General features: G+C 46.0%; 21 protein-coding genes and 3 tRNA genes. 21 read left to right on the top strand and 3 right to left on the bottom strand.

What is annotated here, in order from left to right; genetic code table 11:
- The first annotated feature begins 54 nt into the window (after window positions 1-54).
- The 16 genes from pyrF to MHH25_RS20740 all read left to right on the top strand — a co-directional run bounded on the left by pyrF (window position 55) and on the right by MHH25_RS20740 (window position 13,835).
- A complete protein-coding gene (gene pyrF, locus MHH25_RS20815; RefSeq protein ID WP_340020529.1) occupies window positions 55-795 on the top strand; it encodes an orotidine-5'-phosphate decarboxylase in 741 nt (246 codons plus the stop codon).
- On the top strand, window positions 792-1,433 hold the full coding sequence (gene pyrE / locus MHH25_RS20810; RefSeq protein WP_036614805.1) for an orotate phosphoribosyltransferase: 642 nt from the start codon (window positions 792-794) through the stop codon (window positions 1,431-1,433). The genes pyrF and pyrE overlap by 4 nt, the downstream gene beginning before the upstream one ends.
- A 272-nt stretch (window positions 1,434-1,705) precedes the next feature.
- Entirely contained in the window at window positions 1,706-2,653 is a 948-nt protein-coding gene (locus tag MHH25_RS20805) for an ABC transporter ATP-binding protein (protein ID WP_340017944.1), read from the top strand.
- Entirely contained in the window at window positions 2,616-3,725 is a 1,110-nt protein-coding gene (locus tag MHH25_RS20800; protein WP_036614803.1) for an efflux RND transporter periplasmic adaptor subunit, read from the top strand. Before MHH25_RS20805 ends, MHH25_RS20800 begins: the two co-directional genes overlap by 38 nt.
- Window positions 3,725-6,643, top strand: coding sequence for an FtsX-like permease family protein (locus MHH25_RS20795; RefSeq protein WP_340017943.1), 2,919 nt, complete (start codon window positions 3,725-3,727; stop codon window positions 6,641-6,643). Before MHH25_RS20800 ends, MHH25_RS20795 begins: the two co-directional genes overlap by 1 nt.
- 2 nt (window positions 6,644-6,645) lie before the next feature.
- On the top strand, window positions 6,646-7,509 hold the full coding sequence (locus tag MHH25_RS20790) for an ABC transporter ATP-binding protein (protein ID WP_076318876.1): 864 nt from the start codon (window positions 6,646-6,648) through the stop codon (window positions 7,507-7,509).
- 20 nt (window positions 7,510-7,529) lie between these two features.
- Window positions 7,530-8,981, top strand: coding sequence for an extracellular solute-binding protein (locus tag MHH25_RS20785; RefSeq protein ID WP_036674852.1), 1,452 nt, complete (start codon window positions 7,530-7,532; stop codon window positions 8,979-8,981).
- A 106-nt stretch (window positions 8,982-9,087) separates the two neighbouring features.
- Window positions 9,088-9,279 (top strand): hypothetical protein, encoded by a 192-nt coding sequence (locus MHH25_RS20780; protein ID WP_047843730.1) that lies wholly within the window; start codon window positions 9,088-9,090, stop codon window positions 9,277-9,279.
- 71 nt (window positions 9,280-9,350) lie between these two features.
- A tRNA-Met gene (locus MHH25_RS20775) sits at window positions 9,351-9,424 on the top strand.
- 56 nt (window positions 9,425-9,480) lie between these two features.
- A tRNA-Ile gene (locus tag MHH25_RS20770) sits at window positions 9,481-9,554 on the top strand.
- Between the two features lie 182 nt (window positions 9,555-9,736).
- The gene (locus tag MHH25_RS20765; RefSeq protein WP_036614795.1) at window positions 9,737-10,159 is read left to right on the top strand and encodes a hypothetical protein; all 423 of its coding nucleotides are present in this window, start codon (window positions 9,737-9,739) and stop codon (window positions 10,157-10,159) included.
- Window positions 10,160-10,395: 236 nt separating this feature from the next.
- Window positions 10,396-11,952 carry a hypothetical protein gene (locus tag MHH25_RS20760; protein ID WP_076318877.1) on the top strand — a complete coding sequence of 519 codons (1,557 nt, stop codon included), beginning with the start codon at window positions 10,396-10,398 and terminating at the stop codon, window positions 11,950-11,952.
- A 138-nt stretch (window positions 11,953-12,090) separates the two neighbouring features.
- A complete protein-coding gene (locus MHH25_RS20755; RefSeq protein ID WP_036674855.1) occupies window positions 12,091-12,270 on the top strand; it encodes a hypothetical protein in 180 nt (59 codons plus the stop codon).
- A 171-nt stretch (window positions 12,271-12,441) separates the two neighbouring features.
- Entirely contained in the window at window positions 12,442-13,140 is a 699-nt protein-coding gene (locus MHH25_RS20750) for a hypothetical protein (RefSeq protein WP_076318878.1), read from the top strand.
- A gap of 91 nt (window positions 13,141-13,231) precedes the next feature.
- On the top strand, window positions 13,232-13,345 hold the full coding sequence (locus MHH25_RS20745) for a YjcZ family sporulation protein (RefSeq protein ID WP_082219140.1): 114 nt from the start codon (window positions 13,232-13,234) through the stop codon (window positions 13,343-13,345).
- A 160-nt stretch (window positions 13,346-13,505) separates the two neighbouring features.
- On the top strand, window positions 13,506-13,835 hold the full coding sequence (locus MHH25_RS20740) for a DUF1904 family protein (protein ID WP_036614785.1): 330 nt from the start codon (window positions 13,506-13,508) through the stop codon (window positions 13,833-13,835).
- A 41-nt stretch (window positions 13,836-13,876) separates the two neighbouring features.
- Here the strand turns inward: MHH25_RS20740 and MHH25_RS20735 are convergent, their stop codons facing one another.
- The gene (locus MHH25_RS20735) at window positions 13,877-15,100 is read right to left on the bottom strand and encodes an MFS transporter (protein ID WP_076318879.1); all 1,224 of its coding nucleotides are present in this window, start codon (window positions 15,098-15,100) and stop codon (window positions 13,877-13,879) included.
- 140 nt (window positions 15,101-15,240) lie between these two features.
- Entirely contained in the window at window positions 15,241-15,429 is a 189-nt protein-coding gene (locus MHH25_RS20730; protein WP_083669812.1) for a DUF6199 family natural product biosynthesis protein, read from the bottom strand.
- Between the two features lie 313 nt (window positions 15,430-15,742).
- Here MHH25_RS20730 and MHH25_RS20725 point away from each other — a divergent pair, with 313 nt between their 5' ends.
- Complete coding sequence (locus MHH25_RS20725) at window positions 15,743-16,891, top strand: ATP-binding protein (RefSeq protein WP_076318881.1); 1,149 nt, start codon at window positions 15,743-15,745, stop codon at window positions 16,889-16,891.
- Window positions 16,892-17,000: 109 nt separating this feature from the next.
- Window positions 17,001-17,483 carry a NucA/NucB deoxyribonuclease domain-containing protein gene (locus MHH25_RS20720; RefSeq protein WP_051450038.1) on the top strand — a complete coding sequence of 161 codons (483 nt, stop codon included), beginning with the start codon at window positions 17,001-17,003 and terminating at the stop codon, window positions 17,481-17,483.
- A 194-nt stretch (window positions 17,484-17,677) separates the two neighbouring features.
- On the opposite strand, the gene MHH25_RS20715 is transcribed toward MHH25_RS20720, so the two are convergent.
- Window positions 17,678-17,902: a hypothetical protein gene (locus MHH25_RS20715; RefSeq protein WP_076318882.1), complete on the bottom strand. Its 225-nt coding sequence runs from the start codon at window positions 17,900-17,902 to the stop codon at window positions 17,678-17,680.
- 207 nt (window positions 17,903-18,109) lie between these two features.
- Between MHH25_RS20715 and MHH25_RS20710 the strand changes: the two genes are divergently transcribed.
- The 3 genes from MHH25_RS20710 (at window position 18,110) to MHH25_RS20700 (ending at window position 22,364) form a co-directional block, all read left to right on the top strand.
- Window positions 18,110-18,559, top strand: a complete 450-nt coding sequence (locus MHH25_RS20710) for a general stress protein (protein ID WP_036674857.1) — start codon at window positions 18,110-18,112, stop codon at window positions 18,557-18,559.
- A 426-nt stretch (window positions 18,560-18,985) separates the two neighbouring features.
- Window positions 18,986-19,071 (top strand) — tRNA-Leu (locus MHH25_RS20705).
- A 371-nt stretch (window positions 19,072-19,442) separates the two neighbouring features.
- Window positions 19,443-22,364, top strand: a complete 2,922-nt coding sequence (locus MHH25_RS20700) for an insulinase family protein (protein WP_076318883.1) — start codon at window positions 19,443-19,445, stop codon at window positions 22,362-22,364.
- Window positions 22,365-22,413: the final 49 nt, after the last annotated feature.

Genomic DNA, 22,413 nt, shown 5'->3' with positions numbered 1-22,413 from the left:
TCCTTTATATCGGGCAAAAACGGAAAAAATGAGCAAGTGGAGGGAGCGCTGGTGATGAATCAAGCGAGTTTCAATGAAATGGCTGGCCGTCTGATGGTGGCACTGGATTATCCTGGAGCGGAAGAAGCTCAAGAATTGGTACAAGCTCTTGAGGGCATTCCCTGTTATCTCAAGGTGGGTATGCAGCTGTTCTACGCAGCGGGACCTGACTTTATTCGGGAGCTGAAATCCAAAGGCTACTCCGTTTTTCTGGATGTGAAAATGCATGACATTCCCAACACCGTTCGTGGCGGAGCTGAGAGTATCACACGTCTTGGTGTAGACATGTTCAATGTACATGCAGCGGGTGGAGCCCTTATGATGCGTGCTGCACGTGAAGGTGCTGAGGCAGCAATCGCTGCCGATCCTTCTCTACAGAGACCTGAGATCATTGCAGTCACACAACTGACCAGTACAAGTCTGGAAACGATGAATAACGAGATTGGCATCCCAGGAAGTGTGGAAGCTGCTGTGGTTCGTTATGCAGGACTAGCCCAAGAGGCCGGACTGGATGGAGTTGTTGCTTCTCCACTGGAAGTGCCCGCAATTCGGGCAGCGTGTGGCAGTGCTTTTCACACCGTTACACCAGGAATTCGTCCAGCGGGTAGCGGTCTGGGAGATCAGACACGCGTCTTGACGCCGGGTGAAGCCATCGCCAGAGGCAGTCATTACATTGTTGTAGGCAGACCCATTACAGGCGCTCCCAATCCGCGTGAAGCGGCAGAAACCATTTTGAAGGAGATGTTGAACGCATGATCGAACTAAATGAGATTCCAAATCATATTGCTTCCCAACTGTTGAAAATTAAAGCCGTGGCGTTGCGTCCGCAACAGCCATTTACATGGACATCCGGCATCAAATCACCAATATACTGTGATAACCGCTTAACGATGTCCTATCCGGAGATTCGCAACGATATCGCTGAAGCATTTGCAACAATCATTCGGAACCAGTACCCGGATGCAGAAGTCATCGCAGGTACAGCAACCGCAGGTATTCCGCATGCTGCCTGGGTGGCTCAGAAGCTGGATCTGCCGATGGCCTACATTCGTGATAAAGCGAAAGGACACGGCAAGGAGAACCTGATCGAAGGTCTGATTACCGAAGGACAGAAAGTGGTTGTCATCGAAGATCTGATCTCTACAGGTGGAAGCTCGATCAAAGCAGCCGAAGCCGTACGTGTAGCAGGCGCAACACCTCTCGCCGTACTTGCCATTTTCAGCTACCAGCTGGATAAAGGTGTTAAAGCATTTGAAGATGCTGGAATTCCACTTCAGACGTTGTCCAATTACACGGCGCTGATGGATGTGGCTTTGGCTCAGGGAACGATTCAGGAGAGTGACTTTGAGTTGCTTAAATCCTGGCGTGAAGATCCTTCTTCATTTGGTAAATAATATCATTGATACCTCGAAAAAATGTTCAGGATTGAACGGTATCAAAATTGTAATGATTGCCGTCATAGCGGTAAAACCATCGAATATGCAAGAGGCATCCCGTACTTTGGGATGCTTTTTTCGTTTGTTCATCAAAATATTAACTTTTTCACTCTACCGTTGTAAAAAGCTTGTAACTTTTAGTTGGGATCGGTCGTTTATAATTCAGTGTAGGATGGAACAGATTTCTAATTTTAGGTTTTTTGAAGAAATGAACGGGATTTCAAGAAAGGATGAGCGTGATTGCTGGCATGAAGAATTTATTTCTCAGAAAAAGACCTGCCAAGAGCCAGTCAGGCGATGAACATCAACAGGGGAAAACACCGTTGGAGGCATCGACGGAGTCGGGGGAAAATACATACAACAATGAACATGATTACCCGACGAGTAAACCTCCGTTACCTGAAAGTGAAATCGCTTCAGATGAAGTGGCTGCAGCTGCTGTCATCACTGTTGATGAACCCCAGAAGAAGATCAAACCAAAGAAGGATATGCTGCCTCCATATGATGGACCTGTACTGGAGGTGCGTAACGTGCATCGCAGTTTCCAGACAGGCAGTCGCATTATCCATGTGCTCAAAGGCATTGATATGGAAGTGAATCCGCAACAACTGGTCATGCTGAAGGGGCGATCAGGCTCAGGCAAAACAACACTACTGAATATGCTCGGTGGACTGGATCAGCCTTCAAGTGGAGACATTCTGTTCTCTGGTCAGCCTCTTCAGGATTGGGGAGACCGGCGGCGGACCGCTTTGCGGCGCAAAGAGATCGGTTTTATTTTCCAGGCGTATGCACTCATGCCCTTATTATCTGCTTGGGAAAATGTAGAACTGTCGCTGCGAATGGCGGACGTTCCGCGAGCGGAATGGAAGGACAGGGTTGGTCACTGTCTGGATCTGGTTGGATTATCCAAACGGGTGAAGCACCGACCTTTCGAGATGTCCGGGGGAGAGCAACAGCGGGTGGCTATAGCCAAGGCGATTGCCCATAGACCCAGATTGTTGCTTGCGGATGAGCCTACAGCGGAACTGGATTCCAAGATGGGCGCTCAGGTCATGGCCGTATTCCGCAATATTATTGAAGTAGAACAAGTAACAATATGTATGACTACACACGATCCTACAATTTTGGAGGTTGCGGACCATGTTTATGAAATGGCGGACGGCAGATTTATCAAGTAAAGGGGCCGCTCCGAAGAGGGGGAAACGCGCAGCGATTATTGTACTCGGTGCGATAATGGTTGCAACGATGTCTGGCTGCTCATTGCTGCCGTCAGAAACAGAGGAAGAAGTACTTCCGCCTATTACACCACCAACGATCTCCAAGAAACCGGAATATGAAGTCCGGACGGAAACGTTGGAGAAAAAAGTAAGTGGCAGCGGCAAGATGATGAGTCAGCGGGAAGAGAAGGTGTACTTCACGCTTGATGGCATGCATGTCAAAGAGTTAAATGTTAAACCAGGGGATAAAGTGAAAAAGGGTCAACTTCTTGCTGTCCTCGATGTGGAGAGTGTAGAAAAGGAGATCCGTGGCAAGAAACTGGCTATTCGCAAATCCGAAGTTCAAATGAAGGAAACACTCCGCAAGAAGGATGAGATGGACCCGGTAGAGTTCGAAGAATCAACGATTGCGTTTGAAGAACTACGCCAGGAACTCGCTGATCTGGAGGAACAACTGGGCAAAGCCACGTTGACCGCTCCGTTTGGCGGCACCGTTATTGCAGTGCAGGTAGAGAAGGGTGCAACCGTGAAAGCGTATGATCCGATTGCTACGATTGCGGATACATCGAATCTGGTTGTGGCAGCTACCTTTGCCAAGGAAGATCTGGAGAAGTTCTCGGCCGGTATGAAGGCAGAAGTAGATATTAATGGAGCTGGTAAAGTCGCTGGCAAAATTAAAGTTATGCCTATCGCGGAAGCATCGGGAAGCGGCAGTGGCGAAGGGACGGGTGAAGGCGGTACGCCTCCAACCAAGGAAACGCTGGATAAGTATGTCATCGTTACACTTGCAAAAATGCCAAAAGGCGTCGAACGTGGCACACCACTATCGGTCTCGATTGTAACGCAGCGTACCGAGAACGCAATTGTGATTCCTGTATCCGCTTTACGCTCCATCGGTTCAAGAACGTATGTACAAGTGGTGGAGAGTGATGGCAGCAAGCGTGAAGTGGACGTTGAAGTTGGACAGCAGACATCGACAGATGTCGAGATTCTGAAAGGTCTGACCGTAGGTCAGAAAGTAGTGGGACGCTAATGGGGCTGCCATTGCTTCGGCTGCTGTTCCGCAAAATGTGGAACACGCGCTGGATGACCTTCAGCACACTGATCGGATTGATTGTGGCGGTAGCGTTCACCGTCAGTATTCCAATGTATGCCGATGGTGCGTTGAAACGGGTCGTCGCGCAAACGCTGCAGGATAACAGTGAAGGGTTGCCAGCCGGTTCGTTGCTTATGAGTTATCAGGCACCCGGTGGCGTGAAGACAGACACACGGGGTCTGGATGAAGTAGATCGTTATATTCGTGAGGATGTTCCTCGCGACATCGGGTTTCCTTTTCATACGTATGTGAATTCGAGATCCATTCGCAGCACAGAGGTGAGCCCGGAAGATCCAACCAAAGTGGATGCCAGCAGGGCGCGCAGTATGAGTCTGGGTACGATGAGTGGGCTGGATGCACAGGTGAATTACTCTGCCGGGGTGAAACCTGGAAACCAGGTCAAAGATGACACGATCGAGGCAGTCATGTTGGAAGAGGGTATGTACCGTAACGACCTGCATATCGGTGACATTCTGGAATATCCAGTGTATAGCGGTCTTGATATCACGTTACGTGTGAAGATTACGGGTTCCTTCAAGGCAGATGATCCGAACAGCCCTTACTGGGTACAAGGATTTGACGGCATGATGAATGGACTATATGTGGATGAATCGGTTTTTAATGATGTTTTACTGAAGGAAAAAGGGATTCCACTTCAAAATTCACGTTGGTATTATGCCTTTGATCTGAAAGAAATTCAAACCAGCCAGTTATCAGGTCTGACTTCCATGCTGGAAAGGCTGGATATCGATCTGTACCAGCGGCTGAAAGATACAAAAGTGGACATCACCTTTGGTGATCTGCTTAAGCAGTTCCGCAGTCAGAGTCTGCAACTGCAGACCATGTTGTTTACCTTGGCAGCACCGATGATTGCGATGGTCTTTTATTTTATTGCGATGAACGCCAGACAGTCATTACAGAAGCAAGAGAGTGATATTGCGGTATTGCGTAGCCGTGGAGCTTCAGCTCGGCAGATCTTCTCTCTTTACTTGCTTGAAGGTATATTCCTGGGCGTTATTGCGTTGATTATTGGACCGTTTCTCGGTTGGTTTATGGCCAAGAGTATTGGTTCAGCAAGTGGCTTTCTCTCGTTCGTAGATCGGAAGTCTATTCCGATCGGTGTATCAAAAGAAGCTATTCTCCTGGGAGTAGCAGCGGTCCTTGTAGCGATCATCGCATCACTTATCCCTGCGATAACTTATGCACGGGCAACCATTGTATCTGCCAAACGGCGGCAAGCACGAACAGACCGTGCTCCAGTATGGCAGCGCTGGTTCCTGGACGTTGTGTTGCTGGGTCTGGCTGGATATGGATACTACCTGTTCTATGAACGTCAGATGTTGACCTTCCAGACCGGAATGACAACCGATCAGTTGCAGGTACAGCCGTTTCTATTCTTTGTACCCGCACTCGCGATCTTTGCGCTTGGACTATTCTTCCTGCGCTTGTTCCCGTGGATATTAAAGCTTATTCAGTTGATCGGTCGCAAGTTTCTCCCGGTCCCGTTGTATCTGACATTAACGCAGTTATCGCGTTCATCTTCTTCATATTATCCGCTGATGATCCTCCTTGTACTGACACTGGGACTTGGGGTGTACAACTCGGCTGCAGCTCGGACGATTGATCTGAATTCCACTGAGCGTACCTTGTACCGTTATGGTTCTGATGTGATTATGCAGACTGTATGGGAAGGAACACCTGAGGTTAAACCCGGTGGTTCCGGACAGAACGGCGGTACGGGTGGAGGTCAACAAGGTGGTGGCAATGGAGGAGGAGGTTCTGCTGGTGGTGGTTCCGGCGGAGGCAACGGCGGTGGAGGTGCTCCAGGTGGTGGCGGTTCTTCGCAGCCATCCAAAGTCATCTACTCCGAACCTCCATTCGAGGTGTTCCGCAGATTAGACGGGGTTGAACATGCAGCACGAGTGCTGCAGACCAAAGGCAATATTATCGTCTCTGGTAAATCGGGCGGACAGGGGATGCTGGTCGGAATTGATAATGTAGACTTTGCTCAAGTGGCATGGTTCCGCAATGATCTGTTCCCGGCACATCCCTACAAGTACCTTGACTTGCTTGGTAAATATGAAGGGGCTGTATTGATCTCTTCCAAATTTGCTGACAAATTCAAGTTGAAAACTGGAGACCTCGTCTCCATGGGTGTACAGGGACAGGCGATTGAATTCGTCGTGTTCGGGATCATTCCTTACTGGCCAGCCCAGTATCCAGATCAGATGCCATTCTTCGTGGCGAATCTGGATTATATCTATGATCAGGTGCCTCTGATTCCTTATGAGGTTTGGCTGAAAATGGAAGCGGATGCCAAAGTGGCTCCTTTAATGGAGAAACTTGCAGCAGAAGGCATTGAGTTATCGTCTGTGCGTGACGTACGTACCGAATTGGTATCTCAGGGGAAACATCCATCAAGAGGTGGTGTATTCGGAATTCTGAGCCTTGGGTTCCTGGTATCAGTTATTATCTCATTGATCGGATACGTGCTTTACTGGTTCTTCAACCTGTCCGGACGTGTTGTACAGTTTGGGGTATTGCGGGCCATGGGCTTATCCCGTGCACAACTGAGCGGAATGCTGTTGCTGGAACAGGTGTTCACAGCGGGGCTGTCGATCCTGCTAGGTATTGGGATTGGTCAGGTATCCAGTCGTTTATTCCTGCCATTCCTGCAAACGACGGATAATGTATCTGCTCAGGTACCTCCGTTCCGGATTGTGTTTGAACAGCAGGATATGTTGCAACTGTATGGGGTCACCGTGGTGATGCTGGTCATTGGTGCAACGATGTTGCTCTGGCAGATTCGCAGATTGCGGGTTCACCAGGCAGTCAAAATGGGAGAGGAGAGGTAAACGTGATCCAATGCGAAGGACTTGTCAAAATTTTTAAATCCAGCGATGTGGAAGTCGTTGCCCTTCAGGGTCTCAACCTGACTGTCAATCAAGGTGAAATGATGGCGATCATCGGTAACAGCGGTAGCGGTAAATCCACCTTGCTGAATATTCTGGGCGGGCTTGATCGTCCTACGGCTGGTACGGCTGTTGTGGGAGAGTGGGATTTGCTCAAGATGACAGATGCCCAATTGGTCGAATACAAACGTCATACGGTAGGTTTTATTTGGCAAAATAACGGTCGTAACTTGCTGCCTTATCTCACTGCACTGGAAAATGTGGAGACTCCCATGATTCTGGGAGGCAAGCGTGATCGTGCTTACGCGAAACAGTTGCTCGAATGGGTAGGCCTTAAGGATCGGATGCATAACAAATTGCATCAATTGTCAGGAGGAGAGCAACAACGGGTAGCGATTGCGATCTCATTATCCAATCGTCCCAAAATTCTGCTTGCAGATGAACCTACCGGTTCGGTCGATTCCGAGACATGTGATACAATCATGGGCATTTTTCGAAGAATGAACAAGGAACTTGGCGTTACGATTGTCATCGTTACCCATGACTTGACGCTTGCTGGCAAGGTGGACCGGATCGTTGCGATTCGGGACGGCTTGACCAGTACCGAGTTTGTGAAGCGCAACCCGAATCTGGATGATGAGCATAACTTGTCCGAGGCGGGTATGCCAGACATCCATGAAGCATTTGTCATTATAGACCGTGCAGGACGACTTCAGGTGCCAAAAGAGTATCTGGAGGCCTTATCCATTGATAACCGGGCGACATTGGAATTTGACGGTGAACGTATTGTCATTACACCGCCAAGATAATTAAGAGGGGGAACTGGGAAATGAAGAATAGTATGTGGGGAAAACGTGTGCTGGCTGTCATCGCTACTGCGACGCTAGCACTGCCGCTGATTGCCGGCTGTACGGCAAGTGAGGCGAAGGATACGGAGCAGCGTGTATTGCGTGTGGCTACGATGTGGGGCGGACAGGATGACAGTTACTTCCGTCAGCAATTTACCGATGCTTTTGAACTGACACACCCCAATGTAACGATCGAGATTGTGGCTGCCGTTGATCAGAGCAGCATGTATGGGTACGGTAACACAGAAGAACAGCAGGAAGCTCCGGATACGATGGAAAGTCTGAAGAAAATTATGACTGGGGATAATCCGGTTGACGTCATCGTGGCTGATACCTCTACAGTCAAATCATTAATTCAGGAGAATCTGGTGAAACAGCTGGACCCATTGATGCAGGAAGACAAGTTTGATACCAGTGATATTGTGCCTAGTGTGCTGGAGGGAATTAAGGACCTTGGGGACCAGAGCATCTATGCATTGACACCAACGTTTTCCTCCTCCGCTTTGTTCTATAACAAGGGTATGTTTGAAAAAGCAGGCGTGGAACCACCAACGGACAATATGACTTGGGATGATATTTTCAATCTGGGTACCCGTCTAACGAAAGGTGAAGGTAAAGATCATGTATTTGGTTTCTCCTTCACGACATATCAGGGTGGTCCGCCGTACTACTCCATGCAGCAGTACTACAGCTCGTTGCAGCTGAAGACGTTTGATGACAAAGCAGAGAAGATGACAGTAGATTCTCCTCAATGGGAGAAAGTGTGGAGCACCATCAGCAAACTTGCGATTGACAAAGTTATTCCTAAAGGCGACGAGCCACAGGATCAGAATCCGAGTGGGCGTTATGATCCGGTACAGGGTGACCTATTCCTGAGTGGCAAGTCAGCCATGGTTATTGGTGATTACAGCTATATTAATCAATTAATTGATGCTAATAAAAATGCGGATAAAATGAAAGACTTTACGAAAGTGGATTGGGATGTGGTAACACCTCCAGTTCACCCGGAAGCTCCTGAAATTGGAGGTAGCATCTACCTGAGCAACCTCATGGCGATTAATAGTGCGGCTCAGAACCCGGATGATGCATGGGAACTGATCAAGTACATGAACAGTGAGGATTGGGCTAAGATCAAAGCACGTAGCAGCTATGAGATGGTATCACGGAAGAGCTTCATCAAGCCCAAAGACGGCCTGGATTATAACATTCAAGCATTCTATTCGCTGAAGCCGATTCCGCCAACAAATACCAATCTGGATAAAATGTATCAAAAATCCCCAGGTTTATGGCAAGTCAATGAAAAAGGTATGGAATATTTCAACCAGGTACTAGAGAACAAAAAGACACCAAAAGAAGCACTTGGTGAGTGGGCAGCTAAAGGAAACGAGATGCTGGAGAAATTGAAAAAGGATCCTAAAGCTACGTTTCAATGAGATTTGATGTAGTAGTCATATCATAAGTTAAGGATAGCCGCTGAAGATTTTAATCTTTGGCGGCTATTTTTATGAAAATGGGGTATTCTACAAAAAGCAGGAATAAATGACGACTCCGGAAAGGACGAGCGGTATGCACTGGGTATATTTCAGCAAGTTGTATGCAACCAAATTTCAGGCAGGGTGTCTGGCCAAACGTATGGAGCAGGATGGGTGGATTTACGGTCATAATGAACCAGCGGAAGTGGAAGTTTATCGATCACGTAAAGGACGTTACGGTGTACGTTTTATTCCCTGACATTACCCCTTGACTTATTGGGATAGAATGGTGTATATTAATTAAGTCGCTGTTTTAATATTTCTTACTGACGCGGGGTGGAGCAGCCCGGTAGCTCGTCGGGCTCATAACCCGAAGGCCGCAGGTTCAAATCCTGCCCCCGCAATTTAGTTTCACTTGGATGATTCACAGCCATCATCTGCACGTTATACATTATGTCTAGGGCCCTTAGCTCAGTTGGTTAGAGCGGTCGGCTCATAACCGATTGGTCACAGGTTCGAGTCCTGTAGGGCCCATACTCTTAAAACCCTTGCCTAGCAAGGGTTTTTTTCTGTCTACATGTAAGCTTTGGAGGAAAAAGTATATTGTTAATGGTGTCTTTCTAGTATGCCCTTTTTTTCGAATCACGATGTATGTCCATGCCATATCTCAAATCTCGCATATACTACCTTATCCCAACCCATAGGAGGTAGATTTCATGAGTCAATTTCTTGATGCAAGAACATCTCAGAATGCGAGTTTGGCTAACTCTATTGCAATACCAATCCTGGTTATTAATACACCACAATTATTCGGCCAGATTGGTCTGCAAACAGCAGGAGCAGGGGCAAACCCACGTGTACAATTCAAAGGAACGGTGTCTGTGCAACTTCCTTTGGCACTCGTTGGTGTAACTATTACAATTGTTAGGGGGACTTTGGCTACGGACCCTGTGATCTATTCCGCAACGTCTACGTTTAGCTTGAGTGTCCTTGCACCTCAGATTATTACGTTCTCTGCAGATGACTTCAACCCGCCTATCACACCTCAATTGACGTACACTGCATTTATCAGTTCCAACTTGCTCGGTACGATCCGTGTAGGCCCTGAGAACTTTGATGGAGCTGTGTATTCCGACTAATGTTGAGCGTCCTTGCCTAAGTAAACTAGATCAATAGTCTTCTTAATTGAAAGGCCTCAAGGACCTGCCCTCAAAAGCAGGTTTTTTTCCTGTTGAAGGGGAAAACTGAACTTCATCGAGTAGGTAGGGTTCTATGATATAATGCATTACAGAGATTGAATGGTATTGGACATCAAATAATACGTGAACATCTGAGAAACGTATGAAATTAGTGATAGAAAGCAGGTTTCCGTTTAATGACGTCAAATGAAAGTCAACGTTTTCGTTACAGTGAAGCTCCGGTCTGGGATTGGCAGAGAGCTTATTATGAACAGAAGGGGCTACAAGCTTGGACAGAGAACCAAGTTCCTCAATATATTACGAGTAATCCGATGATTGCCACGGCGTATGCAGAGATGATTTTTGGCTTTCTTCAGGACCTCTCGAACAAAGGAAAGATCAGCGAGACCGTAACCATTCTTGAACTTGGAGCGGGTGTAGGGCGTTTGGCACATCAAGTTCTCCTGAAACTGATTGAGTTAAAAGAATTTGCTGGAATACCTTTACCGCCTTTCAGATATGTGATGACGGATCTCGTAGCGGAGAATGTGCTGGGTTGGCAGGAGCATCCATCCATGCAATCCTTTATTCAACAAGGTATAGTGGATTTTGCACGTTTTGACGCTGTAGCGGATACGGAATTGAATCTGGTCGTTGCAGGAACGGTTATTCAGCCCGGTGATCTGAAACAACCGTTGTTGTTGATTGCTAATTACTTTTTTGACAGCATTCCACAGGAATTAATCTACATTGGGGATGGCGAGATCTATGAGTGTGATCTGCTTGTACAGTCTCCGGATCGTCGTCTTGATCTTGAGCCCGCTGAGATGCTGAAGAACATGACGCTGAGTTATGAGTATCGCCAAGCGCCCGAATACAGTGCGGATAACTATCCGTATCAGGAGCTTATCACATTGTACAAAGAGGAACTGGAGGACTCGCACATTCTGTTCCCTGCAATCGGGTTGTCCTGTCTCGAACGGTTGAACAAGCTGTCACAGTCAGGTTATGTGTTGATTACCGCTGATAAAGGGGATCATCGCCTGGATAACTGGAAGTTCGCAGAGCCACCTGAATTTGTTCTTCACGGGAGTTTTTCTCTAACGGCTAACTACCATGCGATTCAATATGTTCTTGAACAACAGGGCGCTCATACTCGATTCACAACACATCATTATAAAGATCTGAATGTTGGGTGTATGTTGATGGTTGAAGAACCCATTAGTTATGTGAACACACGTCTGGCCTACCATCGATTTGTTGAACGTTTTGGACCGGATGACTTTTTCAGCATGAAACAATGGGTAGACTCTCGAATAGAGAGTATGGAGTTAAAGCATATTTTGCCGTTTTGGCGTCTGGGTGGATATGATGCGGAGTTCTTGATTCACAGTGCTACCCACATTTCCAGTCTTCTTCCTGATGCAAGTGATGAGGAAATGCTCGATATTCAGTCTGGTATTCATACGATGTGGTCGTCCTACTATGTGATGGAGCAACAAGGAGGTCTCGCATTTCTGGCAGGGCAGCTGTTATATGAGATGTATATGTATGAGGATGCAAAACGGTTTCTGGAGATATCATTGGTTGCAGATCCGAGTAACCATAATCCAGCGGTCTTATACGATTTGGCTGTGTGCTGTTATGAACTTGAACTGGAAGAAGAAACCCTGTCATATACCCATAAAGTATTGGCTCTGGAACCTGATCATGAAGAGGCGGCAGCCTTGCTCCAGAGTTTCGAGTTGATCTGAACGGAACAATTTTAGTTTATCTCCTGTATGTCTAGAAATAGTGATGGTTGTATATAAAATTGAAACCTAATTGGGTTGTAATCGTATTAATGGGATATTCAACCAATCATCTATTTCAACAGAAAAGGAGACAAAAACATGAAAAAAGCCTTATCCATTGCATTATATCCATTAATGTGGGTTGTGGGTGCATTTAGCGTTCTGTCTGTTAATGCAAACAGTGCTGCAGGCAGCGCCCTCTTTGTGAAAGATATCGCTACAGATCGAAGCTATGATGGGCAGGCTATATATGATAGTATTGAACGTAGAAATGCCTAACTACATATCATTCAACTGTAAAGGTAATTGTGTCGTCGAGCAATAACATGAGAAACAATTACTCTTGAAGTGATGTACGATGAGCAGGAGTTCTGTCCGTACAACCTTTAAGCCGGTTTCGTACCTTATTCAGGTATGAACCGGCTTTTATTTATGAATGGGGGATACCAGATGAAGATTATTATTGGACAACCGAGGCTGGAACAGGATTTGCTGCAGCTTGAAGCCGAACTCAAGCAACACCCTGATGCGGATATATTGTTTTTTCCTGAAGGTTATCTGAACCAGAATGTCGAAGACGCTTGCCGCCTGGCGGCTGAATATGGAACCATGATTGTATCAGGTCATCGCAGGTTGGACGAACGCCCGAAGGACCGATCGATCATCATCAGTACGGCTGGAGAGGTTGTATTGGAGAAAGCTAAATATACACCTGCTGAGACGGCTCAGGAACAGGGTTGGGTAATAAGCACTTTGTTGTGTGATGAGCTGGTCTTGCAAGGATTTCGCAATGAGAATATAGGGAATGTGGACATTGTGATGCATTCCATTGGTGTGGGCATGTTCAGTGAAGAGCAGTACAGTGAGTGGGTAGAAGAGGCTCGGCAGATCGCCTTGAAGCATCAATGTATTGTCATGGGGACAAGCCATGCGGATGGTTCGTACCGTGATAGCGAGATATCCATTCCAATCGCGTATTGTATAACACCTGATGGAGAGGTTGTTCTGGCATCCCGAAGTGATACACGTACTCTTACAATCCTTCTGGACAGAGGAAATACAGACCCTTCACCTCAGGAGTCACAAGAAAAACAACTGAAAATCTCCATCGCCCATTCGGTTAAATCAACGGGTATGAATCCCGGATGAATGGGCTGTTGAACTTGCCGATTCGCCCGGTCACTTGCGCGGAATACGCATATGTTATGGCATACCTTGAAATTCAAAGGAGGCCAATCAAATGAGTCAAGTTGGATACGGTTGTTGTAATGCTGGTGGCGGATGGACTTCTACAAGTGCAATTCTTGTGCTTTTTATCCTGCTCGTGATCATCACAAAATCTTTCTGGCTGTAAGTCACGTATAGAAACGTGCAAACAGTGGGCTCCGCTGAGACTTCAGCGGGGCTTTTCCTGTTTATAAGAAACAACATATGCCATCCATGACATTTGACAACTGAAAACAATGTGCTTAAAATCACATAAGAGACTATTAACAGAGATTGAAGGGATAGCAATGCCGTTTATTCGCTTTAAAGGATTCACAGGTCCTCAACTAGAGGAAGTTGTACCCCAAATTACAGAGCAGATGGCCCTAATTACTCATATTCCAAGGGAGAGAATGAAGGCAGAGCGTCATGATGTACAAGCGCTAACACCTTCTCCGGCTTCTATAGAGATTCTGATGTTTCAACGTGACCAGGAGATTCATAATCGGATTGCATCGTCGGTGCAAGCTATTTTGGAAGAAGCATATATGCCGGATGTGCACATTTTCTTCAATATATTGTCACCTACTTTGTATTATAAAAAAGGCAAGCCGCTGACAGATTATCGATTGGATTGAGATTGTGAGGGACGAGCAGAATGTTGCTCGTCTCTTTTGCTTTACATATTTTTCGTATGTTTACCAATGGGCTGGTTCCTGTGAACCCTGCTCAACGATAATGAGCATATCGCAGACACAATAAACAAGGCTCCGCCGATAAGGTATACCCATCGAACGCCTAGTTGATCGGCGACTAGACCAAAGATAACTATGGATACACTCATAACCGTGGATATCAGGACGCCATGGGTGGCGTATACCTTGGTTAGGGATTCGACAGGTACACTGTTCTGAAGCGCTGTCTGCTGAGCCACATCACGGATCTGATGAACTGGACCCATGAGTATGCATAACACCAGAGCGAGCCATGGCAGGTTGTTTAGACCATAAACGACTGTCAGCAGGCTGCAGAGAAGAGAACCCATGGTCATACTTGCGAATAGATGCTTCTGAATACGTTTGGCCAGCGAAAGAGCCAGAATACCTCCAAGCATGGTTCCAGCAGCGTAACTCGAGTTCATGAGTCCCCACCAACCTTCTCCTCGTCCCAGAGCTTCTTTTGCAAAGGCCAGCGTAACAGCTCCGATCCAGATGGAACCCGCAAGTGCTTGGGCAATGTCCATAAGCGTAATCAGCCGTAAGGATGGATTCTTCCAAAGTATACTCCAACCTTCCCTCAATACATTCCGCGATACAGCAGATTTCTGAGGTTGTTCTACATTCCGTGTGAGCGAGCCCATGGCAATCATGAAGATCAGAACGGCCCAGGACAGGCTTGTAGCTGCCCAGAAGGTCTGTGACGCCCCCCAGTTCATCACGGCGAATCCCGTCATGGCGTAACCGACAATGGTTACAGTCTGATTGGAGAAAGATAGTAGGCTATTTGCTTTTATAAGGTCTTCACCTTGAACCAATCGTGGCGTTAAAGTCTTCAGTAACGGAGTTTCCCATCCGTCCAAGAAGGATAATACAATCACTCCGAGCAATAGAAGCGGCAGTTGTGAAATCAAGTGATTCAACGAAATGGCTATACAGGTCATGATTAATGTTTTGGCTATGGAAATGCTGATCAATAGTCTGGAGAATGGGAAACGGTTCACAAGTAATGGCAAAGTGAGACCGGCTATTATGCGTGCAATGATCTGAATAAGTGGAAACATTGCAGCAGAGAGTACCGATCCAGTGAGACCGTATATAAATGTAGTAATGACCATGATATATATGACATTAATAAGCGAGAGCAGCGTTTTGGCGGCCCAGTACGGATAAAATGCGATGTTCATGCCAATGATGTCCTTTCCGAAACGATATATCTATATTACGGGCATTGTCATCATTGCACCACAAACAAAGTTATCATTTTCCCGTCATTTCATCACAAAAAAACTGCCCAACAGGGCAGTTATCTTCTAATGCCTATAGTTCATGCCACAGCAAGTGTGAAGGCGATAAGCAACATCAGCAGGCTGGTCGTTCTGACCATAGTCATATAAGGCCTGCTGGGTTCGGCTTCGCCCCGGGAAATCCAGCCATAGCGCAGATACCAGCCGAATTTTGGGAAACAGAGATTGATGATACAGAGTACCATGAATATAAAAAAGAGGGTTCTCATACCCATCTTCCTTTCTCACTTACATAACGGATCTTATTTTAACGTTTGCGTCTGGTAAAAAAGACTACAATCAAAATAATAATGATGATAATTAACAGAAATTTCATGTATGTTCCTCCTGGTGAGTAGTTAGGTTATTGTGGAATGTTAGTTATCAACTATTACCCATAAACCACATGACTTGAATAACTATGTTACAATTAAAATATATTGATTTAATATCAACACATTCCGACTGGTTAGTTTTCTCTCCTTATAATGTACGATTGCAGAATATATAAACATTAATGTGTGTGAGATGAAGGAGGAAGGCATGAGCCAACATAATCAACTCTCATTACAATGGGAATTTATCATCTCGAAAGTGAAATCCTCCGTGACGGTGGTCGATGCTACCTTGCCTGAGCTTCCGCTCATGTATGTAAACGAACACTTTACCCAACTGACAGGATATACGTATGAAGAGTCGGTCGGACACAATTGCCGATTTTTGCAAGGGCAGGATACAGACCCGGAAACGATAATGCAGATTCGTGATGCGTTAAAGAAACAACAGTCCATTAAGATTGATATTTTAAATTATACAAAAAGTGGTCAGAAGTTCTGGAACGAATTGAATATCGATCCGATCTTTAATGAATCCGGAGAGTGTTTATATTTTGTAGGCATTCAATACGATATTTCAGAACGGAAGTATGCCGAACAGCAGTTGAAGTTTGCAACTTCCATGGCTGAGATGAACAGTAGAGGGCAATTGGAATTCATCGGCAAGCTGAATCACGAGCTTCGTACCCCGCTTAACGGCATTATGGGTATGATCGAACTTGCCAGTATGGGTGAAACTACGGATGAGCAGACAGAATATCTGGAGCTTGCACGTCAATCAGGGGAGGCGCTGCTGAACATCATTAACAACAGCCTGGATATGGCGAAACTGGGCAGAGGCAAAATGGATGTTGAAAACATTGAGTTTCAACCTCTGAAGCTGATTCAACAGATTGTGAAGACACATGAGCCTGCGGCACGGAATAAACAAATACGTCTGCTCTGTCATGCTGATCTGAATGTTCCTGATGTGCTTATCGGTGATCCGCTAAGACTCCGGCAGGTACTGGATAATTTGCTTAGTAATGCGATCAAGTTCACGGAACAAGGTGAAGTGCAGTTACAGGTGGATGTGAGGCAACAACTGATGGATACCGTTGTATTGGTATTCTCTGTGCGCGATACGGGGATTGGCATTCCTCAGCATCAGATCGAACAATTGTTTGATGCATTTACCCAGACCGACATCTCCCATGCGCGCCGATTTGGCGGAAGCGGTCTTGGTCTGACCATCTGCAAAGAACTGCTGGAACTGATGAATGGTCAGATTTCGGTGGAGAGTACAGAGGGGAAAGGTACACAGTTTGAGGTGACACTGCCCTTGCTGCGCCAACAGGCCATTCCCAATGTAGGATAATCAATCAAGCAGGACAGCCGGGCGGTCTCGGCTGTTTTTTTATTGTATTGGATTGTTTTACGAACGGGCGTTCTGTTATAATGCAAGTGTTGAATGGGGGAGACACAGCATGAGTAAGAGACGCACAAGAAGAAAGCGGAAAGGCAAACAAGGTTTCAAAAAGCAGGTACTGACGCTGGTAGCAATGCTGCTGGTAGCCCTCTACGCCTGGGCTGGGGGAGAATGGCCCGAGGAGATACCTAATCCATTCGGTGGGACTAATAAGAGTGTAGACCATACCATTACGTTCCCTTCAGAGCGTTACCCCGAAACAGCCAACCATATTAAAGCTGCTATCAAGGCAGGGCATTCGGATGTATGCACCATTGATCGTAATGGAGCGGAAGGCAATCGGGATTTATCACTTAAGGGTGTTCCGGTCAAAAAAGGTAAGGATCGTGACGAGTGGCCCATGGCGATGTGCGCTGAGGGAGGAACAGGTGCAGATATCCAGTACATCACCCCGAAAGATAATCGTGGTGCAGGTTCATGGGTAGGGAATCAGTTAAGTACATATCCGGATGGAACACGAGTGAAGTTTGTAGTGAAGTAACAACAGCATATGGTTGGGCAGAAACAAGGATAGTAAGGCCTTTGTTGTGAGGTTAGTGGCAGCGTGGTACAGGATAAGTAGAAGAGAAAAACCAGACGTGCATGCGTCTGGTTTTTTGGTGTAAAGTGCTGGCATAAATAGATCTAGTTAACGTATCTATACGGGAACTGGAGTTTCAAGGATTGCAGAGCCGACTAAACGAGTTGCATTCCGCTTAAATGATGAGACCGGATGCTTAACAGACGCGTAACATGTTCAATTTCATCAAACGGTATCCACAGACTGCCGTGAACCGTACGTAAGGAGAGAATGGATGAATCAGCGGTACGCTCGGGAAATCCGGTTACCGTCTGACCGCTTGTATTACGAACCATGATCTGTTGCTTGCGCCGGATGGCAATTTCTACCTCTTTTTTCATAAGTCATTGCTCCTGATTATGAGATGTTAAATCCATATGTCAATGTTTTCAATGGTTAATTTGTCTTCTTTATCTAGTCTATCAGAACTAGGTATAGATTTCCAGAAGAGAAATCAACAATCTTCTAGGTGATTTGTCTTAGCTGTGGATGATCCGTTTTTGAATGGGGATTACGGGGTTATATTAGGGTAAAAGGAGGGGAACGGAATGACACAATTGATTATTGGGCTGGCCCGTACCGAGAACGAGGCTATAATTATGCTGAATAAGGTCAAAGAGGAAGGCATCAAGGATAAATATTTGGGAGCGGTGGCGAAGGAGCAGCTTAATCTGGAGCTGGTGAGCGAAAAGACGGGGCTGCCCAAACCTTTGAAGGGTGCCGGAACAGATGGTGCCTTTGGCGCTCTGAAAGGCATATTGGCTGGTCTGGGGAAGCGAATGGATCAGACGATGTCGATCGGAAATGCAGTGCGTAGACTCGCTGGTAATGAGATTGGGAGTGAGACCGATGATTTGGTGCTTACACTGACTGAAGCGGGAATCTCGGAGGAGGATGCGCGGTATTACGAAGAGTGGCTCTTAAAGGACCATATCTTGGTTATCGTGGAGTGCAGTGAGGAAGAAGCGGCTCGTGTTCGACCTATTTTACTTTTTTAGTTTAATTTAAGGCTGATTTTAGGTTTCTTTAATGTTGGGGAGGTATTCTTATCTCACACCTCCCTTAATATAGATTGGTTTACCGGAAGTCCGGGACCGCAACTCGGACTTTCTAGGCACTGTGAGCTGACGCTTGCAGTGCCTGTTTCATTTATATAAGTTGAACTAAAGATTATTTACACTGACACTCCGATGACAGAATAACCTTCTAATCGCTGTTATCCCCAGATTTTTTCGATTCCCTCTTCTCAAGGGAAAATCTGGTGATAAAGGCGAACGCTTCGCTTTTTCAGTTTTTTCTGTCCTCTCCGTTATCGTGTAAATCATTAGTTAAACTTATATAGTTAGATTATTTTATAAAAAAGTGTTGCAAAGTTAATTAGTTCATGGTAAGATATTTCTTGTCGCCAAGAAATACATAATCCTGCCGGGGTGGCGGAATTGGCAGACGCACAGGACTTAAAATCCTGCGGTAGGTGACTACCGTACCGGTTCGATCCCGGTCCTCGGCATCTTAAAAAGAAGATCGTATGACGCTTGTTAACCAAGCTGCATGCGATCTTTTTTTGTGTTCTTTAATATGATCGTCACTTCATTGCAGACCACATCACCATGCAGCTCATAAACATAAACCCTGCATAATACATATCAGAAGGGACATTTACCTGACTTTTATGAAGAGAGAGAACAATGGTGTATACTATCCGTAGGCATATATTACCTTTACCTTGCTGAACGATATAGGTTCAACTACACATGTACACGATAACGGAGAGGACAGATGTTGTTCTGTCATCGGAGTGCCCGTGTAAATAAACATATTTGAACTTATGTAGAGTCACAAAACCAATAAAACAATCTTATGGACGGAGGACTCAAGTTTATGTTGAAACAGCTTAAGCCATACAAGGTGTTACAGGAGCGCAGAATCGAAGAACTGAAATCGGATGCGTATCTGTTGGAACATCAGAAATCCGGAGCCAAAATTGTACTCTTATCCAATCAGGATGATAACAAAGTATTCAGTATCGGTTTCCGCACACCTCCGGAAGATGATACAGGGGTAGCCCATATTCTCGAACACTCCGTGCTCTGTGGGTCCAAGAAATTTCCGGCCAAGGATTCTTTTGTTGAGTTGCTGAAAGGTTCATTAAATACATTCCTTAACGCCATGACGTATCCCGATAAGACGATCTATCCGATCGCGAGTCGTAATGATCATGACTTCCATAACCTGATGGATATTTACCTGGATGCAGTATTGAATACAAATATTTATGAGAATGAAAAGATATTTCTACAAGAGGGCTGGAACTACAACCTGACCTCTGCTGACGATGAGTTAACCTACAACGGAGTTGTATATAACGAGATGAAGGGTGCCTTTTCTTCACCGGAACGAATGGTGCGTAGAGAAGTGCTGAACTCCCTTTTCCCGGATACCACATACTCCTCCGAGTCTGGTGGATTCCCGGAAGCTATTCTGGATCTAACGTATCAGGGGCTGCTGGATTTCCACACGAGATACTACCATCCTTCCAACAGTTACATCTATCTCTACGGGGATATGGATATGGAAGAGAAGCTGCAATGGCTGGATGAAAACTATCTGAGTGCATATGATCGAATCGAGATTGATTCGGCCATTCAACTTCAACCTGCTTTTGCAGAACGGGTAGACACAGTTAAGACTTACTCTGCGGGAAGTACGGAATCGGAAGTGGATAACAGCTTCTTGACCTACAATGCGGTGATCGGCACAAGTCTGGACAAGGAACTGAACATTTCGTTCCAAATTTTGTTATACGCACTGCTGAACGCTCCGGGAGCGGTATTGAAACAGGCTTTGCTGGATAAAGGCATTGCGAAGGACGTCTACGGTTCGTATGATGATAGTCTATATCAGCCTGTATTCACCGTTGGACTGAAGAAGAGCAATCTGATGAGCAAAGAGGATTTCCTAGGAACGGTCAAAGAAGTGCTTGAGCGTGTGGTAAAAGAAGGTTTTGATCCAAAAGCGCTGCTTGCTGGAATTAACTCGTATGAGTTCAATCATAGAGAAGCGGACTATGGCAGAATGCCGAAGGGTCTGATCTACGGATTCTCCTCCCTGCAAAGCTGGTTGTACGATGAAGATGCACCTTTCACTCATTTGGAAGCCAATGACGTATTTGCTGAACTGCGGACAAAAATGAACGAAGGTTACTTCGAGCAACTGATTGAGAAATATATTTTGCAAAACACACATACTTCCTTTGTGGCGCTTACCCCGGATAAGGGGCTGAACTCACGCAAAGAAGAAGCGTTGAAAGAACGTCTGAAAACTATTCAGGCTGGTCTTAGTGAGGAAGAAGTTCAGACGTTGATTCAGAAAACGGAGGCACTCGCCGAGTATCAGAATACACCTTCAACTAAAGAGCAGCAGCAGGTCATTCCAACGTTATCGATTGAAGATATTGAACCAAAGGCCTCTACGTTGCATCAAACGGTGAAACAGGTCGACGGCACAACCATTCTCCATCATAACCTTTATACCAATGGAATTGGTTATCTGAGACTGTTGTTTGATATCAAAGAAGTGCCACGTCATCTCCTGCCGTATGCAGGGTTGCTGAAAAATGTACTGGGTTACGTGGATACTCAAAACTACTCGTTCAATGAACTGTCCAATGAAATCCATATCCATTCGGGTGGTATTCATAGCGGGATAGGATCTTATGCTAACGCGCATAAGCACAATGAATTCAAGGCGACCTATGAGTTCAACGCAAAAGTGTTGTATGACAAGCTTGGATTTGCCTTTGATATGATCAAAGAAATCGTGTTCACTTCCCAATTTGATAATTCGAAGCGGTTATATGAGATCATCTCTCAGATGAAAGGTAACCTGCAACGTAATCTGATCAATAGCGGACACTCTGCGGGAATTGGTCGGTCTTCGTCCAAACATTCAGCGGTCGCGGATTTCAGAGAAGCTGTAAGTGGCATTGCCTTTTACCAGTGGCTTGAGGATCTTCAGGCGAACTTTGAGGCGAGAAAAGAAGAGTTATCTTCCAGTCTGCAAGAGTTGACGGGGTATATTTTCAGACCGGAGAATTTGCTTGTTAGTTACACTGCCGATGAGCAGGGATATGAAGGACTGGAACAACAGGTATCCGACCTGAAAGCGAAGCTGTTCACACATGAAGTTGCCAAGGAAGAATTTACATTCACACCGGCTATTCATAAGGAAGGATTCCGTTCTCCTTCGGAGGTGCAGTACGTGGTGCAAACGGGCAATTATATCGACAAAGGATATCAATACACCGGCTCACTACGGGTCTTGCAGGGAATCCTGTCTCTGGATTACTTGTGGACCAATATCCGCGCCAAAGGCGGAGCCTATGGCTGTATGTCAGGCTTCAGACGAAACGGAGACAGCTACGTTGCATCGTATCGTGATCCGAACCTCGATAAAACGTACAAAGTATATGAAGAAATACCGCAATATTTGAAAGATTTCCGGGCAGACGAGCGGGAAATGACGCGTTATATCATTGGTGCCATTCAGGATCTCGATACGCCGAGAACGCCTTATGGCGAAGGAGCTTTCTCTTTGGAGTGTTATCTGTCGAATGTGACTGAAGCGGATCTGCAACAGGAACGTGACGAAGTGTTAAGCACGAAGGAAAGCGACATTATCGGTTTTGCTGAGCTTTTATCGGCCATACTTGAACAGCAACAGCGCTGCGTGATCGGTAATGAGAACAAGATTGAGGAACAGAAACAAATGTTTGACGAAACGCTTGATTTAATTAAAAACTAAGCGTAGTCTCGCTTATTCCCTGATCGAATAGCGTCAAAGCGAAAGGCAC

Source organism: Paenibacillus sp. FSL H3-0457 (assembly GCF_037981725.1).
In the GTDB taxonomy this organism is placed as follows: domain Bacteria; phylum Bacillota; class Bacilli; order Paenibacillales; family Paenibacillaceae; genus Paenibacillus; species Paenibacillus amylolyticus.
The sequence above is the reverse complement of the archived record's forward strand: the minus strand, read 5'-3'. Positions and strand labels throughout refer to the sequence as shown.